Source organism: Corallincola platygyrae (genome assembly GCF_039544265.1).
GTDB lineage: Bacteria > Pseudomonadota > Gammaproteobacteria > Enterobacterales > Neiellaceae > Corallincola > Corallincola platygyrae.
Window position 1 is genome coordinate 47,646 of the sequence record NZ_BAABLI010000005.1, and the last position, 14,928, is coordinate 62,573.

Annotated in this window: 16 protein-coding genes; 2 read left to right on the forward strand and 14 right to left on the reverse strand. The window is 49.2% G+C overall.

Annotation, left to right across the window (positions count from 1 at the left end; translation table 11 throughout):
* The first annotated feature begins 152 nt into the window (after positions 1 to 152).
* Complete coding sequence (gene pdxH / locus ABEA14_RS02820) at positions 153 to 800, forward strand: pyridoxamine 5'-phosphate oxidase (protein ID WP_345338325.1); 648 nt, start codon at positions 153 to 155, stop codon at positions 798 to 800.
* 38 nt (positions 801 to 838) lie between these two features.
* Here pdxH and ABEA14_RS02825 read toward each other — a convergent pair whose 3' ends face one another.
* From ABEA14_RS02825 to ABEA14_RS02855, 7 genes are all read right to left on the reverse strand, one after another.
* Positions 839 to 1,525: an START domain-containing protein gene (locus tag ABEA14_RS02825; protein ID WP_345338326.1), complete on the reverse strand. Its 687-nt coding sequence runs from the start codon at positions 1,523 to 1,525 to the stop codon at positions 839 to 841.
* A gap of 11 nt (positions 1,526 to 1,536) precedes the next feature.
* Positions 1,537 to 1,797, reverse strand: a complete 261-nt coding sequence (locus tag ABEA14_RS02830) for a hypothetical protein (protein WP_345338327.1) — start codon at positions 1,795 to 1,797, stop codon at positions 1,537 to 1,539.
* A 19-nt stretch (positions 1,798 to 1,816) separates the two neighbouring features.
* Positions 1,817 to 2,641 carry an SDR family NAD(P)-dependent oxidoreductase gene (locus tag ABEA14_RS02835; protein WP_345338328.1) on the reverse strand — a complete coding sequence of 275 codons (825 nt, stop codon included), beginning with the start codon at positions 2,639 to 2,641 and terminating at the stop codon, positions 1,817 to 1,819.
* A gap of 108 nt (positions 2,642 to 2,749) precedes the next feature.
* Entirely contained in the window at positions 2,750 to 3,574 is an 825-nt protein-coding gene (locus tag ABEA14_RS02840; protein ID WP_345338329.1) for an HDOD domain-containing protein, read from the reverse strand.
* A 199-nt stretch (positions 3,575 to 3,773) separates the two neighbouring features.
* Positions 3,774 to 4,361: a hypothetical protein gene (locus ABEA14_RS02845; protein WP_345338330.1), complete on the reverse strand. Its 588-nt coding sequence runs from the start codon at positions 4,359 to 4,361 to the stop codon at positions 3,774 to 3,776.
* 181 nt (positions 4,362 to 4,542) lie between these two features.
* Entirely contained in the window at positions 4,543 to 5,289 is a 747-nt protein-coding gene (locus tag ABEA14_RS02850) for an SDR family oxidoreductase (RefSeq protein WP_345338331.1), read from the reverse strand.
* The gene (locus tag ABEA14_RS02855) at positions 5,286 to 5,447 is read right to left on the reverse strand and encodes a hypothetical protein (RefSeq protein WP_345338332.1); all 162 of its coding nucleotides are present in this window, start codon (positions 5,445 to 5,447) and stop codon (positions 5,286 to 5,288) included. The genes ABEA14_RS02850 and ABEA14_RS02855 overlap by 4 nt, the downstream gene beginning before the upstream one ends.
* Before the next feature lie 538 nt (positions 5,448 to 5,985).
* Between ABEA14_RS02855 and gntR the strand changes: the two genes are divergently transcribed.
* Positions 5,986 to 7,005 (forward strand): HTH-type transcriptional regulator GntR, encoded by a 1,020-nt coding sequence (gene gntR, locus ABEA14_RS02860; RefSeq protein ID WP_345338333.1) that lies wholly within the window; start codon positions 5,986 to 5,988, stop codon positions 7,003 to 7,005.
* Between the two features lie 43 nt (positions 7,006 to 7,048).
* Here gntR and ABEA14_RS02865 read toward each other — a convergent pair whose 3' ends face one another.
* From ABEA14_RS02865 to ABEA14_RS02895, 7 genes are all read right to left on the reverse strand, one after another.
* Positions 7,049 to 7,570, reverse strand: coding sequence for a gluconokinase (locus ABEA14_RS02865; RefSeq protein WP_345338334.1), 522 nt, complete (start codon positions 7,568 to 7,570; stop codon positions 7,049 to 7,051).
* Between the two features lie 113 nt (positions 7,571 to 7,683).
* Entirely contained in the window at positions 7,684 to 9,099 is a 1,416-nt protein-coding gene (locus ABEA14_RS02870) for an alkaline phosphatase family protein (protein WP_345338335.1), read from the reverse strand.
* On the reverse strand, positions 9,096 to 10,343 hold the full coding sequence (eboE, locus tag ABEA14_RS02875) for a metabolite traffic protein EboE (protein ID WP_345338336.1): 1,248 nt from the start codon (positions 10,341 to 10,343) through the stop codon (positions 9,096 to 9,098). Before eboE ends, ABEA14_RS02870 begins: the two co-directional genes overlap by 4 nt.
* Positions 10,344 to 10,345: 2 nt before the next feature.
* Positions 10,346 to 11,254, reverse strand: a complete 909-nt coding sequence (locus tag ABEA14_RS02880) for a TatD family hydrolase (protein ID WP_345338338.1) — start codon at positions 11,252 to 11,254, stop codon at positions 10,346 to 10,348.
* 114 nt (positions 11,255 to 11,368) lie between these two features.
* Positions 11,369 to 12,262, reverse strand: coding sequence for an EboA domain-containing protein (locus ABEA14_RS02885; protein WP_345338339.1), 894 nt, complete (start codon positions 12,260 to 12,262; stop codon positions 11,369 to 11,371).
* Complete coding sequence (locus ABEA14_RS02890) at positions 12,259 to 13,125, reverse strand: UbiA family prenyltransferase (protein ID WP_345338340.1); 867 nt, start codon at positions 13,123 to 13,125, stop codon at positions 12,259 to 12,261. Before ABEA14_RS02890 ends, ABEA14_RS02885 begins: the two co-directional genes overlap by 4 nt.
* Positions 13,126 to 13,135: 10 nt before the next feature.
* Positions 13,136 to 14,368 carry a 3-dehydroquinate synthase gene (locus ABEA14_RS02895; protein ID WP_345338341.1) on the reverse strand — a complete coding sequence of 411 codons (1,233 nt, stop codon included), beginning with the start codon at positions 14,366 to 14,368 and terminating at the stop codon, positions 13,136 to 13,138.
* Positions 14,369 to 14,928 lie beyond the last annotated feature (560 nt).

Below are 14,928 nucleotides of genomic sequence, written 5' to 3' on the forward strand. Positions count from 1 at the left end.
ATGACAAAAATCCGATAACGTCGACTGGTTGATATTGCACCTTGCTGACGATTTCAACAAGTTAGCTCATCAATTAGACGCATTTTTTGTTGGTCTATTCCCTAAAACAGGCCGTAAACTATGGGCAACAGATGTGATTGGAAAACGAGTAAATGGGTGATTTAAGCGATTTGCGTAGAGAATATACGCACGGTGGATTAACTGAGGCTGATTTGCCTGAATCGCCATGGCCGCTGTTTGAAAAGTGGATGGAGCAGGCTTGCGAGGCAAAGCTTGAAGATCCTACTGCTATGGTCGTGGCAACGGTCGACGAGACAGGCCAACCTTACCAACGTATCGTGTTGCTCAAGCGGTTCGATGAAAAGGGCTTTGTTTTCTACACCAACCTTGGCAGTCGCAAAGCCAAGCATTTAGAAACAAATCCCAAAATCAGTTTGTTGTTTCCCTGGCATACGTTAGATCGCCAGGTCGCTGTCGTCGGACGTGTTGAACAGCTCACCAACACAGAGGTATTGAAGTACTTCGTCACCCGCCCCTGGGAAAGCCAAATCGCGGCGTGGGTTTCCAAACAGAGTAGTCGTATCAGTGCCCGTCAGGTTTTGGAATCTAAGTTTATGGAGATTAAAAGTAAATTCTCCAAAGGCGAGGTACCTCTGCCGAGCTTCTGGGGAGGCTATCGAATCGTGCCCGAGTCTATTGAATATTGGCAGGGAGGAGAGCATCGGCTGCATGATCGATTTCTCTATACTCGCGAACAGCCATTCTCAGGTGACTGGCAAGTCGAGCGGTTGGCTCCTTAATCTGTGAGCAGTATCAGGCAGCGATTCCCAATGAAGTGTTAGGGTTCATTGGCCAGTAGTGAATCACATGGCTTTGACTGACGCTCGCGAGTTTTGGGAATCTCAGGGCGAGCGTATCTGTACTCCGGACGCTGCAACTGCTTTCTCAATTTCTTGAAGGTTTCATGCAGCGCTTCTATCCCTACTTGGTTGGTAACGAAATAGGGCAAGTGACTGCCGGGATCGGTGAACCCTTCATACCTCACACGAATAGCATTCGGTTTCAGCGGTGATATCTGCCAGCATGCTTCTGCCTTCAGTAGACGAATGTAGTCTTCCTGTGCCGGGAAAGCGTTAGGGCGGGATTCCGCTGCCAAATAGAGGTTGCCGGACACTGGCTCTTCCCAGTAACGGGAAACCGTTACGAGATCTCTCCGATTGACGGGCCAGGGCGGGTTAAACCGGGTGTGCACCAAATGCCTGTTTGGCGGTTGAAATATAATGACATCGGCACCTTCAGCATGCTCAACCCAGTCTCTGGTCGATTCAGTATGAAGAAGTAAGGTAAGAAATGAACCTCTGGTAGCCTCTAGTTGTAGTTCTGCCCTGAGACGCATATAGGGTGGCTTATCCATAGTCTGGCTATAGATGTTGATACCGTTTTCAGACAGTTGAAGCTGCCACTCTTTTGCCAAAAGAGGAGACGACAGGATCAGAAGCGTCAGTAACAGCAGAGACGTTTTCAAACGCTATATACCTAGGGAGGAGAAACTTTCTGCATTTGGCTGTTTTCATCCGGTTCTTTATAACCAAGCACCTGTGGATGACTGCATGCATTACAGGCATTAGAAAAGGACTTCCACTCTCCAGTGTCCAGGTAACCATCAACAGGGTTGTAATCCATGGTACAGATTTGGGGGCGTGGATCACTGCAGGCTTGCTGATAGGGAGCTTCTTCTGCTTTCTCGCCGCATCCCGCCAGTGCGAGGCCGACAAATGAGGCCAATATTAATCTCATCATTCTCTCCTAAAGACTGTTAACACAGTCCAAAAGTCTTCGACAGAATTCGTTGCCGCAGGCGACGTGGTACTAGCAAGCTCATTAAGGGCAGCAACCTGGCGCCGTATCCAAATCGTATTATTGCGGGCGGATTCTCTGTTTTTAGTAACCGTGTGACCACGTAATCAGCCAAATGTTTAGCCGGAGTGGCATTTCTCTGAGACATTCCTGCCCGTTTTGCGATCCCGGCTCTATATCGATTGTAAAGTGAACCTGCTGGAGCCAGGTGTTGATCTGCCGCTTTGGTAAAACTGGATTGAATGGCTCCGGGTTGCACCGTAACCACTTTGACATTAAAAGGGGCTAATTCCATTCGTAGCGCATCGTCTAAAGCGTGAAAAGCGGCTTTACTGGCGCAATAAGCGCCTGCAAATGGTGTCACAGTAATGCCGGAAACACTGCCTATATTTACCAGCAGCCCGCTGCCTTGTTCTGTCATCCTAAGAGCCGCCAACCGACATAGCCTTAAAGGTGCAACGCAGTTAACAGCAAATTGGTTATGCAACTGCTCATCCGAAAGGTCTAATAAGGCCCCAATCTGCCCGTAGCCTGCATTGTTTACCAGTACATCGATACGTCCGAATTTTTCAATACAGTGCTCAATGGCATGGTGGCAGGCGGCGGTGTCGGTGACATCCAGACTGAGTGGGTAAGCGCCGGATTGCTCCAGGTTTTCAAGGGATTTGATATTACGAGCGGTGGCGACGACGAGACATCCAGCAGCCAGAAAACTATTGGCGAGGGCATGACCTATGCCGCTACTGGCTCCTGTGATCAGAACGACTCGTGGTTGCTGGCGCATAAGCTTCTGCATATCAAAGAATTAGACCCAGCGTATCAATCGGCATTGCCGTCAACAAGTGGGCCTTGAGGAATATGAGAGATTGCTGCGAATTCCAGCCGTCAGCGTTCAGGCTACGCGCGCAGTATCGAGCATACGTAGATCTGTGAGTCGTGCTTTCCAAGCCTCTTGTTGATCCATTGTGAAGCCCATCTGAATGGCTATTTCACTCTGGTTAAGCAGTGCTAAACGGAGGAAGTCATTACGACACATGCCTTGTTCTACAGGGAGGTCTGCCAAGCCTTTGGCGAAGTCTGCTCCCATGCCCCACATGGACAATACTGAACGCAACATGCCGCGGTTATAGAGCAGAGCTGTACGTTCGAGTGGCAGCTCAGAGTTCTGCTCCAATAGCTCCCGCTCATTTGCAGCGATAGTCAGGATCGCAAGAGCACCTGAAAAATACAGCACGCTGGCAGTTAAAACATCCGCAATCGCTACCGGGAAGTGATGTTCCGGTAGTTTGCCGCGACGCTTCCAATAAGCTTCAGATGCGTCTTTTACCAGCTTCCAACTACGTTGCCAGTTCGCCTGCAGCAAGGGCTTGAGAGACGCTGGTACGTGTTGGTCTTGGTGTAACTGGCGGCTAGCATAAAGTAGTGATGTTTTAGATACACGGCGTAGACCAAGGCGCTTAATTGCATCCTCAATACGTGTGCATTCGTTCCAACCAAAACCATACATGGCCGAGTTAGCCATCTGCAGAAGGTAGCCGGCAAAAGCTGGATCCTGCACAACAGCTTGAGATACCTGAGCAATGGACGTGTCGTCATCATTACAAAGGCGACGCACCTCAAGTACGTTCTGTGGCAGAGCCAATAATGAGCCCCCCTGAGGGGCTAATTGACGCTTCAAAGAGGGCAGTAATGCCCTGATAAGATTGTTGGGAGTCATGGTTCGCCTACCGCTTTCATGGCACAGCTCGCAACGGAGTGTAAAATTATCTGACACTTATTGTAGTGCAATTGTCATCCAATGCCCAAGATCAAAACTGTGATCTCTGCTGCCAAAGTCGAATTAAGGTCTTCAAATAGAGAATAAGCCGCTTATGCGGCTTATTCAATTTAGGGGGCTTTAGTTGTGCGCTAGAGAGCTATGCTCTTCTTCGCCAACCGCTCCAGATTAGCATTACAGATGCCAATATCAGCGCAGTAGGAGCCGGGGTATTCACTTGAGGAATAGCGTCAACTACATCGAGCATCAAGTTGTCGAAATAAGCATCTGAACCGTCGGAGCCGTTGATAAAGTTGCCGAAGGAACCAAACTCGGCGACATACATTTCATCAAAACGCCGATTTTGAAGTGCATCATCAGGACCCTCAAGCTCGATGTCTAGATAGATATCAAATAGTTCGTCGGGGTTATTTGCGCCCTCAGTAAACCCTTCTATCACCAACACGAAAGAGCCAAGGAAATCGTCATATTCGAAAAATGGTAAATCCCAGCTTCCTCTAACCATAGGATTGCTGCGAAGCCAGAAATAGTCGGTGTCACCGGAATTAGAAAAAACTGCTTCTACCTCTTCCTGTTCTGAGTCCACAATAATCCAACCTGAAAAATCTGGACCATGATTTGGGAGGCCATCGGCGAGAATACCGTCGAAGCTGAACTGCAATAAAGCAGATTGAGCATGTGCTAAAGGGAAAAGCGTTAGCATTAATACTACAAATGCGCGGATCACGGGAAAGCTCCTTCTAAAAAATAATTTCCAATTGTGTGGCTAGGACTCAGGGTGGACGTTTTCTAACCTATTCCCAATGTAGCAGGAATACCAAAACCCGCCATATAGAAATAAGAATATTTACTCTTTTGATCACACTCTAGCGTTATCAATGAGTTAGCTAATGCTTAAGTAATATCTGTTACCAAGGAATCATTTGACCATCCCAAGCAAACAGCTTCCCGCTGTCTCGAATGGTTAACTTACTGATCACTTTGATCAGGTGGGATGCAGCCTTGTCAGGGCTGAATAATTGACCCTCTGGCACATTTGCTTGAAAGGGCTCTGATAGCGGAGAGTCGGTCGTTCCAGGGTGTAAACCCACACAGACTGTATTGAGGCGTTTTCTTTGCCACTCAATAGAAAGGTTTTTGATGCCCATGTTTAATGCCGCTTTCGACATTCGATAACCGTACCAGCCTCCTAGCCGGTTATCGCTGATACTGCTTACTCTCGCCGATAATACGGCAAATACACTGAGCTGCTGTGACCGCTTAAGCATTGTTTCTGCATGTTTGGCAACTAGCAAAGGCCCAACTGCATTGATTTGCCAGCTGTGCGCCAGGTGGGCACTAGTTAACTGTGATAGGGATTTCTCCGGCTTCAGCAATGCGTTGTGTAGCATCCCTGAGGTAACAAACAGTTGGTCTATCTGCGGCCAAGTATCATTGATATAGGCAAAAGCGCTTTCTATGGTGGACTCATCTTCGAGATCCAGCCGAATGACCTCGGTACCTTCTGGTATCTCGTGAGGGATCTCTCCGGCGTCTTTTGCTCGGGTTGTCAGCATCAGTTTGTTGGTTGGCACCTGCCTGTGAGCGCACCTTAACAAAGCGCATCCTATCGCCCCACTGCCGACAACAAGTGTGTGTGTTTGCGTGTTATTCACTTGGCTTGTTCGTCGATGTCAGAGGAATCAGGTGTTTCACTCATAGGATCTTTGAGCGATCCCTGTCGTTGCTTTTGGCGCTCGCCTTTGACTGCTTGCCGCATTTCGATCATCTCAAACTCGAACTGCTCTTCGCTGGTTTCTTTCGGTATCTTCATGACCCACTCCCACATGTCGGCATCTCTGCGATACAACAAGCAGAACTGATAATCTGGATACGACGCTTGAAGGCGAGAAGATCGCAATACTTATGAGCGAGTAAAGGAGCTGCCGATATCCAACCGGTTACATCCAGTCAGATGAAAGAACTGTGCCATGACAATTGTTCCATCCTTCGAGTGGTCGTTTAGTTGTATCGCAACCAGAGGAAAAAGCATCGTAAGATCAAGGGGATATTAAGCAACAGAGCGCGTTAAATCATTTAGTGACTATTCGCCAACCGCTATGGGGCTTATTTGGTGATTTAGCTCTCAATATGAGCAAATTGAGAAATAATCTGACACTCTATTGGCGCGAAATGCAAGTTGCTTTAAGCTAGAGCTTGCTATGGCAACCCGCTGATTAGAATGGTTTATAAGTAAAAGCTTAGGTAAAAGCTCGGTAAAAGTGGTACGCTTGCATAATATGCATTCTTTATTACTGTTATTGGTCAAATTTAGAGCATTAAGCTGAATCTAGAGAGGAAGAAAGGAATCCATGAGTAGTCAGCGTCGTCGAAAGGGATCTGGGCGCGTAACCCTAGCTGATATCGCCGCCAAAGTTGGGGTCAGCAAAATAACTGTTTCTCGGGCAATCAGAACGCCTGATAAAGTTTCAGAAGCACTACGTTTAAAAATCCAACGCTGTATTGACGAGAACGGCTACATTCCCAACCGTGCCGCCGGAGCATTAGCTTCTTCGCAATCCAAAACTGTCGCATTATTGGTGCCATCTTTCAGCAACGCAGTGTTTACCGAAGTGGTAAAAGGTGTTGATGAGGTAATGCTATCCGAAGGCTACCAAGTGCTTATTGGGCATAGTGGTTATTCCACACTGGAAGAAGAACGCCTGATTGAAACTTTCCTGCAATTTGCCGTCGATGGGGTGATCTTATCGGGCAGCCAACATACAGAGCGTGCTCGCCGCATGTTAGGACAAGCCAATGTCCCGGTGGTAGAGATGATGGAACTGGCTGATAACCCGCTGGGTATCTGTGTCGGTTTTGATCAGGTTGAAGCTGGTCGCTCGGTAACCGAATATTTGATTGAAAAAGGCCATAAACGTATCGGCTTTGCAGGCGCTCGTATGGATCATCGTGCTCAGCAGCGATTACGCGGTTGGCGTGAAGCGATGTGGAAAGCCGGTTTAAGCGATGAATATCTGATCACATCTCAGGCTGCTTCCAGCTACGATATGGGCGCGAATCTACTGGCAGAGTTTGTTCAGCGCTGGCCTGATCTGGATGCCATTTTCTTCTGTAATGATGATTTGGCTGCCGGCGCTATTTTCGAGTGTCAACGCCGAAATATTCGTGTCCCACATGAGTTGTCGGTGATCGGTTTTAATAACTTGCCGATTGCTGCGTCTACCTCACCCTCTCTGACAACAGTGGCTACGCCACGGTATGAAGTGGGGCGAAGATCCGCACAGGAGCTTCTGAAGTTACTACAGGGCGAAGAAGCCGAAGAGTTGAGAATTGATTTGGGCTTTGAGGTCAAGGGCCGAGAAAGCGCCTAGCTTGAGTCTTGAGTCATAGTGCCAAGGTGAGAAGCCAGCGAACCTAGCTGGCTTTTTTGAATTCCCTGACAGCGTCGAGGCAGTCTTCAGTGACCTGTTCAGCTGTTTTGTCGATATCGATGGCAATCGCTTCATTGGCACTGGGCTCTTCCAATACTTCGAACTGGTTGTGAAGCAGTGTCTCGTCAGTAAAGAAGTGACCTTTCCTATTTTTAAATCTGGGTAGAATGGTGGCGTAATCGCCTTTAAGAAACAGTAATCGTAGTTCTGGATTGTTGGAACATAGCAACTTTCGGTATTCGCGCTTTAGTGTTGAGCAGCTAATGATAGCGTTATCTCCACTCTGAATTTTATCGTGAATAAGCTGCCTAAGTGTTTCCAGCCAACCGGCGCGATCATGGTCGGTCAGCGCTTCGCCACGACGCATTTTGGCGATGTTGGTGGGAGAATGAAACACGTCACCGTCGTAGTAGCGCCAACCCAGCTTTTCACTGAGCATTCTTCCTATGGTTGTTTTGCCACAACCGGACACACCCATTAACAGTACAACCTGTCCCTTCTTCAAACGATCACCCTCCTGGCCATTTGATGTTAAAACTAGAGAAGAAAGATATCGCTAACATGGTAAGGTCGCAAGTTAGCAAAGAAACCTTAGTGTAATAGTGTGACTTTTGCCCGTTAGGCTAATACAGGCGATGGTGATGCAGTGGCAATCTTTCCTACCATTGTCAGTTGCTCAATCAGTTCGCGAACCTGAGTCATCTGATAATGGTCTGCTGCAATTGTTTTTGGACCAATCAAAATCGCGCCATGCTCTGAGGAACTGGCCAGCCTGCCATGACTGCCTTTCACCAAGGTGGCATCTGTGGGGATCACGTCCATCAGCATCCGGAAACCCAGTTTCTTCTGGATCAGACGTGACACCACTTTAAGCATGGGCATCTTGATGCTGGGATCGACAAACAGTTCGCACGGGTCGTAGCCCGGCTTGCGGTGAATATCTACGGTATTGGCGAAATCTGGCGCCTTGGCCTCATCCAGCCAGTAGTAATAGGTAAACCATGCGTCTGGCGCGGCAATGGCGATCAACTCTCCTGAGCGCTCATGATCGATATGCAGCGCGGCTTGTTGCTCTCTGTTGAGCACCTGTGCGATGCCCGGTTGTTTTTCTAGTAAACGCTGCAGTTCGTTGAGTTTGCTCGGATCTTTGATATAGATGTGGGCAACCTGATGATCCGCCACGGCGAAGGCGGCTGACGCACCTGGGTCCAAAAGCTCCCAAGATAGGGAGTCTCTGACTTCCAGATAACCGTGTTCACGCAACACTCGATTAATGTGCACAGGTTGGCTCACGGGGTTAATACCGTATTCAGATACCACCAACACCTCGGCACCGCGAGCCTTCAGATGGTCGATAAGATCGCCTGCAACTTGGTCTATGGCTGCGACATCCTGCCAAATATCCGGATGGTCTGGCCCAAGCTTTTGCATGTTGTAATCCAGGTGAGGCAGATAAACGGTCTGCAGATTAGGTTGATGCATATCGAACTCTAATTTTGCTGCCTGCGCGATCCACTCACTGGATTTAATATCCGATTTTGGTCCCCAGAAACTGAAAAAGGGGAACGCGCCCAGTTTCTCTTCGATCTGCTGATGAAGGCCTTTGGGTGAGGAGTAGAGATCTGGGATTTTCCTGCCGTCAGCCGGGTAGTGAGGGCGGGGTGTGATGCTAAAGTCCACATCGGCATACATGTTGTACCACCAGAACAGCTGACTGACCTTGGCGGTTGGGTCTTCGCGTTTTAGCGTGTCCCAGACTTTATCCCCCTGAACCAATCGGTTGCACTGCTTCCAGAATGCCACTTCTGCGATGTCTCGCAAGTACCATCCATTACCGACAATGCCGTGCTGATTGGGTTGCCTACCGGTAAGCATGCTGGCTTGGGCGGTGGTGGTTACCGCTGGGAACACCTCCCCAAGCGGGCAGCAAAAACCTTCGTTTATCAGTCTATTGAGGTTAGGCGTATGTTTGCCAAGCAAGGCGGGCGTTAGACCAACGATGTTGATGATTACCAGTGACTTAGTGGTGGTCATGACGCTTCCTCGGTCTGGTTAGACTCTTCTAATAATTGATGTTCAGCAAACAGTGATTCAAGCCATGCCAGTTCGCTACAGATACCCTCAACCAGCGCTCTATCATTGTTAGGGCGTTCTGACGTCGGCAATACCTGCCAGGTATAGGTTTCAACCTCAATATGCGGGCTTACCTCTGGGTGATTGGCGAGAAATTCACAGAGTTGGGAAATCGTGCCACTGGTGGTATCCAGCAGAGGCGTGAATCCATTCACGGCTTCCGGCTGCCACTGTAGAGGTACATGGAAATGAATGCGCCAGGGCTTTTCTGCATCCAGTTGCTGCTTGCCCTCAAGCAGGTCTGCCAAGTCATCTATTCGCTGTGTTTGCTTGCCACATTCGGTCTTTATTTGCGTAGCGACTTGATGCAGGTATCTTGGCTCTGCAAAGTCAGCTAGGGCGGCCCTGCCTGCTTCAGTGTTTGGTTTGTTTGCTATCAAGGCGCTGGAAACCTGCACTTTACCAATGGCGATACCAGCACGATGGATAGCCTCTAATGACGCAGTTACATCTTCGTGCATGACAGCCTGATGGCAGATGTCATAACAGCATCCCAAATAGCGTCGAATTAAGGTGGTTGGATGTCCGTTGGCACTGCACGCGTCTGCCAGTGGGCCATTAAAGAATGTCACCAGTTGTTCTGTTCGTTCGAGAACGCAGGCCGGCTCCATCTCTATGCAGAACTGTATGTGTTTGCCCGTCAGATGTTCCAGTGTAGCCAGAAACAGGGCGAGTTTTACAAGTTGCTCTGCGGCCGCTTTAGTGTCTGATTCCGTCCAGTTTTGGGCATATCCCAGCGGCAAAGTAGATATGGTGCCATGACGGGTAGCGTCTGGTAGTGAATGCGCCAATACCCAGGCGAGATCCTCACTGTATTTGAGTCGGGCCGCCTCGCACCAGTCGGGCTTGTAGGCTAGCTCTTTCACCCGGCGTTGGTGAAAGTCGCCTGCCGGAAAGCCATTCATGGAGGTCAACTGGATCCCGGTTGTCCGAAGTACCTGTTTCCAGTGCTCAAAGCTGGATTCGCTTTGTCGAAGTTCTGCTGCGGCTTTGGCACTTAGCCAGAGCCCCATCGCCATCTCTGGCAAGCCTCGCTGCTTTTTGACAGCAGCAACGACTGTCTCGATGTTCTTCAACACATCGGGCAGAGCCTCGCCGGGGTGTACATTAGAGCAATAACCCAGTTGTTGGCGGGTGTAGACCATGGTTAGCTGTTCTCTGTGTCTGCTTCTGGTGCCGCCTCTACAATTGGCTCTTGTCCCCTGAGTGCGGAGTTATCCATCCACAGCTGGGTTTGATCGATGGCTGGCTTGGCCACCTGATCAATGCTGATACGACCGCTCTGAGCAAAGAAGTTAATCGGATTTTCAAAAGCCACCAGAGAAATGTCCTGCTCGCTGAAGCCAGCTTCGCGCATTGCCTGTGCTGTTTTTGGAACCTTCAAAGGATCACTGACGCCCCAATCTGCGGCACTGTTAATCACCATCTTTTCCGTGCCGTACTGTTGCAGCAGTTTTACCATGCGAGGTTCCGACATCTTGGTATTGGGGTAGATGGAGTGGCCACGCCAGCATTCGGTTTCCAGTACCAGCGGCAAAGTCTGTTCATTCAGGTGATCGATTAATACCAGGTTTTCATCTATGCCTATCTCTTTGATCAGGGCAATGGTGCGTTCGGTACCCGCCAGTTTGTCTCGGTGTGGGGTATGGATCAGCACTGGCAGATTCATCGATTTGGCGATCTCCATCTGCTCGGCCATAAAGCGTTCTTCGTTTGGCGTAATATCGTCATAGCCGATCTCTCCGACGCCAACCACGCCCTCTTTGGACAGATAGCCTGGCAATAGCTTCATCACCTCTTCGGCAATAGACAGGTCGTTCGACTCCTTCGGATTTAGGCCAATGGTGCAGTAGTGCAGGATCCCAAATTGCTTGGCACGAAAGCGTTCCCAGCCGATCAACATATCGTAATAGTCCACAAAACTACCGACAGATGTGCGTGGTTGACCTTGCCAAAACGCCGGCTCAATAACGCCGATAATGCCCGCATTGGCCATATTCTGATAGTCGTCGGTGGTGCGTGACACCATATGAATGTGAGGGTCGAAGTAGTGCATACAGATAACCTTTGCTGAAACCGAGTCTGGGATAATTGTTATTGTTGTTTTTGGCTTAAGAGAGTTGCTCAGAACACCTTTGTAACCGATTTATATCTGATTTTTCTGCCAATATCAGTGAGGCGCTTCAAACGCCGCTATGCTGATGCCTGACCGTGATACCGCACTTAGGACCACCTTATGCGCCGGGTGATTTGGCTGTGCCAGTAATTCGGTCAGTAGGGCTTTGCAACGCTCAGTTAGCGAGTTGACATCGATCACTCGCCAGATAGAGTCAGGAACCGATCGGCCTGCGTCCTGCCGCTCTTCAACATAACGCTGAGCCATCACAGAAAGATCATCATTAAGGCGTTCTTCCAGCCCCCAGATGTAGCCGATATCTACCCCCTGAAACAGCGACTTAAGTACCAGTTGATTAAATGCGGCATCATCAAAAAACAGTGCAGGGTAGGGGTTAAAAAGCGCGATCGAAATAAACAGTGTCAGACTGTTTACCCGGCAGGCATTCACGGCGAACTCAAGGCTGTCACCTTTGGGATCAAGCATTACTAAGGCCTTTAATAATGCACCTCGCTCACTTTCATCTCCCCGCTTGTATAGCTGCTCTAAGGTATTTTGGCATCGATTTTCCGGCCTGTTTTCAAGGCAGTCTGATTCTTTGGCAAAAAGATTGGGCTCAACACATGCAGACTGCAGTAATACACGGCCAGCATCGGAGAGGGTCCAATGTTGAGGCTGCCACGGCAACACGCTGCTCTCTGACGCAAGCTTGATATGGGTCTGCCATTGCAAAGGAGCTGGGCCCAGCTGGTGGCCTGCTTCGTCCAGTATTGGGATTAGCATACAACTGACTTTTTTAGGGGAATCTGCGGCGCACTTCAGCTTTGTTTGGACATGTGCCAGTGAGCTCGTAAGCCAGTCTTTCTGCGCCGGAGCTAACTGCTGTTTGGTTGCGTCTTGAAGCGATTCGAGTAACGAATGTGCGTCCAACTCTATCTTAGCTGTCATGTCATATAGATCCGCTTAGCCAGAAAGCCTCCTGGTAGCATCAAAAGTAACAAGGCTAATGCCGCCAGAGGTAACCCGGCCGCTATCAGCAACAATGCGTCAAACGGCACTATCCCTTTTAATAGCATGATGACCTGCTGTTTGACGGATTTCGGCGTGAAGTTTTGATACAGATATCGCAGTTTTAGCATCAACATTAGCCAGGCTGACAGGCTCATCAGCAGGAACAGATAGCCGTGAACGGTTTGTCCAAACCAAAGAGCCACCAGAAGGATTTGCGAGACGCTCAATGCCAGCGCGACTTGCCAGAGCTTGTTGGGTGAGCTGGCTTTGGTCTCCTGCTGGCTGAGCAAGGTCACTGCCACAATATAGGCCAACAGAGGCAGAGGCAGCAGCGCCCAGAGCGGGCTAAGTTCGATAACCGACAACCCTAACAGCCAGTTGAGGTAACGACAGCCCCCCATCAACAAGGCAGCGAGCCAGCCCTGGTGCCTGATGGCATCGTAAAGCACAATGTTGATGGCCAGTGCCAGCCCGATGTAAAAGCTCTGTTTGCCGAGCAGGTAACAAAGTCCTAATCCACAGACTAACAATCCAAACCCTACTTTCCACGCATTGGTTTGCTTGATGGCGCCGGAGGGTAATGGACGACTGGGACGCTCGCGACTGTCTTCTTTAAAGTCGAAACAATCGTTGAGTACCATGCCCCCATGAAAAAAACAGAGGCTGGCGCAAACTAGGATAAACAGTTGACCGATGTCGCCATTTGCCTGTGTGGCGATCAGGAAGGCGGCCACGACATTGCTGATAGCGCTGAATCCATTAGGCAGTCGGATCAGCTGCAGCCAGGGTTTGAATTTCATATTTACTACCCTAGTCGTAGGTCGCGTCTTTTGGCTGTTGGCGATGTGGCAACTGTTCTTGTGTCAGCCATTGTGCGCAAGTCTGCATCAGGTCTGCGTCAATCTCCGAAACCTCTTCAGCCTGCGCCAACCCGGTTGGCAAGGTAATGCAAAGCCGTCCGCCAAGATGCTCTCTGAACTCATCGAGTGCGTCAGTCATCTGCATCTCGCCAAGCTCGGGGCAATGAAGCGCGAACCCCAGGGTTTCGATACAGGTCAGAATACGACAACACAATGCTCTATCGATACGGTTGGTTTGCCAGGCATACAGCGAATCCAGCGCGATGCCGATGGCGACTGCTTCACCATGGCGCAAGCGGTGACCGGACAGTGCTTCCAATTTGTGTGCTGACCAATGGCCAAAATCCAGTGGTCGTGCTGAGCCCATCTCAAACGGGTCACCGTTGCCAGTAATATGGGCTAAATGTAATTCGGCGCAGCGTTTTATCATGTGCTGCATCGCATGGGTTTCAAAACTGGCCAGTGGCTCTCGCTGCTGATAGAGGAAGTCAAAGAACTCGGCATCTTTGAGAATGGCGACTTTCAGCGCCTCGGCAATACCTGCCCGCTTATCTCTATCAGACAGGGTAGTGAGGTAATCAAAGTCATTGATAACAGCAAACGGTGGCGCAAAGGTGCCCAGATAGTTCTTACGTTGTTGATGATTGACGGCGTTTTTAACACCAACCCCCGCATCGTTTTGCGCCAGGGTTGTGGTGGGCATTCGGATCAATCGCACGCCTCGGTGCGCGGTAGCTGCCGCATAACCTACCGCATCGAGCACTGCCCCTCCACCAATCACCAAGATATAGCTGTGCCTGTCGATCTGTTCATCAGCGATACGACGATAAAGTGCCTGCAGCATAGCGTCTGGCTCTTGTTTGCAGATCTCACCGCCTCTGACCACTTCAAAAGGCTGCATTTCGAGCTGGTGGCGTTTACCGTAAGTCACCAGTTGTTGAGTCAATTGAGGGTGATGATGCATCACTTCGCTGTCGATAACTGGCAGCAGTTTAGGTGCGTGGGGTTGGCAATGTTCTGTTTTTACCAGATTAGCTTTGACCAGATTAGCGAGCAGGGGATTACGTGGGTTGAGTGCATCACGGGTAAAGCAAACTGGATAATCAAAACGCACCTGAAAGCTGGCTTGCACGGTTTGGGTGTGCGCCTCGAAATGCAGCGGCGTAATCGGTTGATAGGGCATGGGAGACCTCAGCTTCAGCTTTTTAGTTATTGTTATTATGTTTTTGTTGTTTCTGTTTCTGTTTCTGTTTCTGTTTCTGTTTCTTTCGCTCGCGAATCTTGCGGGCCTCTTTTATCTCTTTCAGCGCGCGTTTTTCGAAAATGTACTTCTGACGATTTGAGGCAATTCTGCATAAAAAATCAACGGTAATCTTTTGCAAATAGCCAGTGTCGAGATTTTGACGGTAGCTGGATTTTTGTGAGATGCAAAGGTGTTTTTTGCACTCATTCAAGTGCTCCAATCGGCTTGCTCAATCTAACTTATTGATTTCAAAAACAGTGCATTCATCAGTGAATGTTAAAATTACAATGATATCGGTAACAGATTTGTGAAAATGCTCACAAACTATGCAATGCCCCGTCAAAAGTTGTACAAATATGCCCCTAATTTGTGCACTAATAGTACCGCTAATGTTCGATTTATATTCATTTTTGGATCATAAATCGCGGGCGAAACGGCAAGAAATGATACCAGGGTCTGGCGACCTTTGGTGTAAAGGTTTTGTTCGAATGAAACGCGCT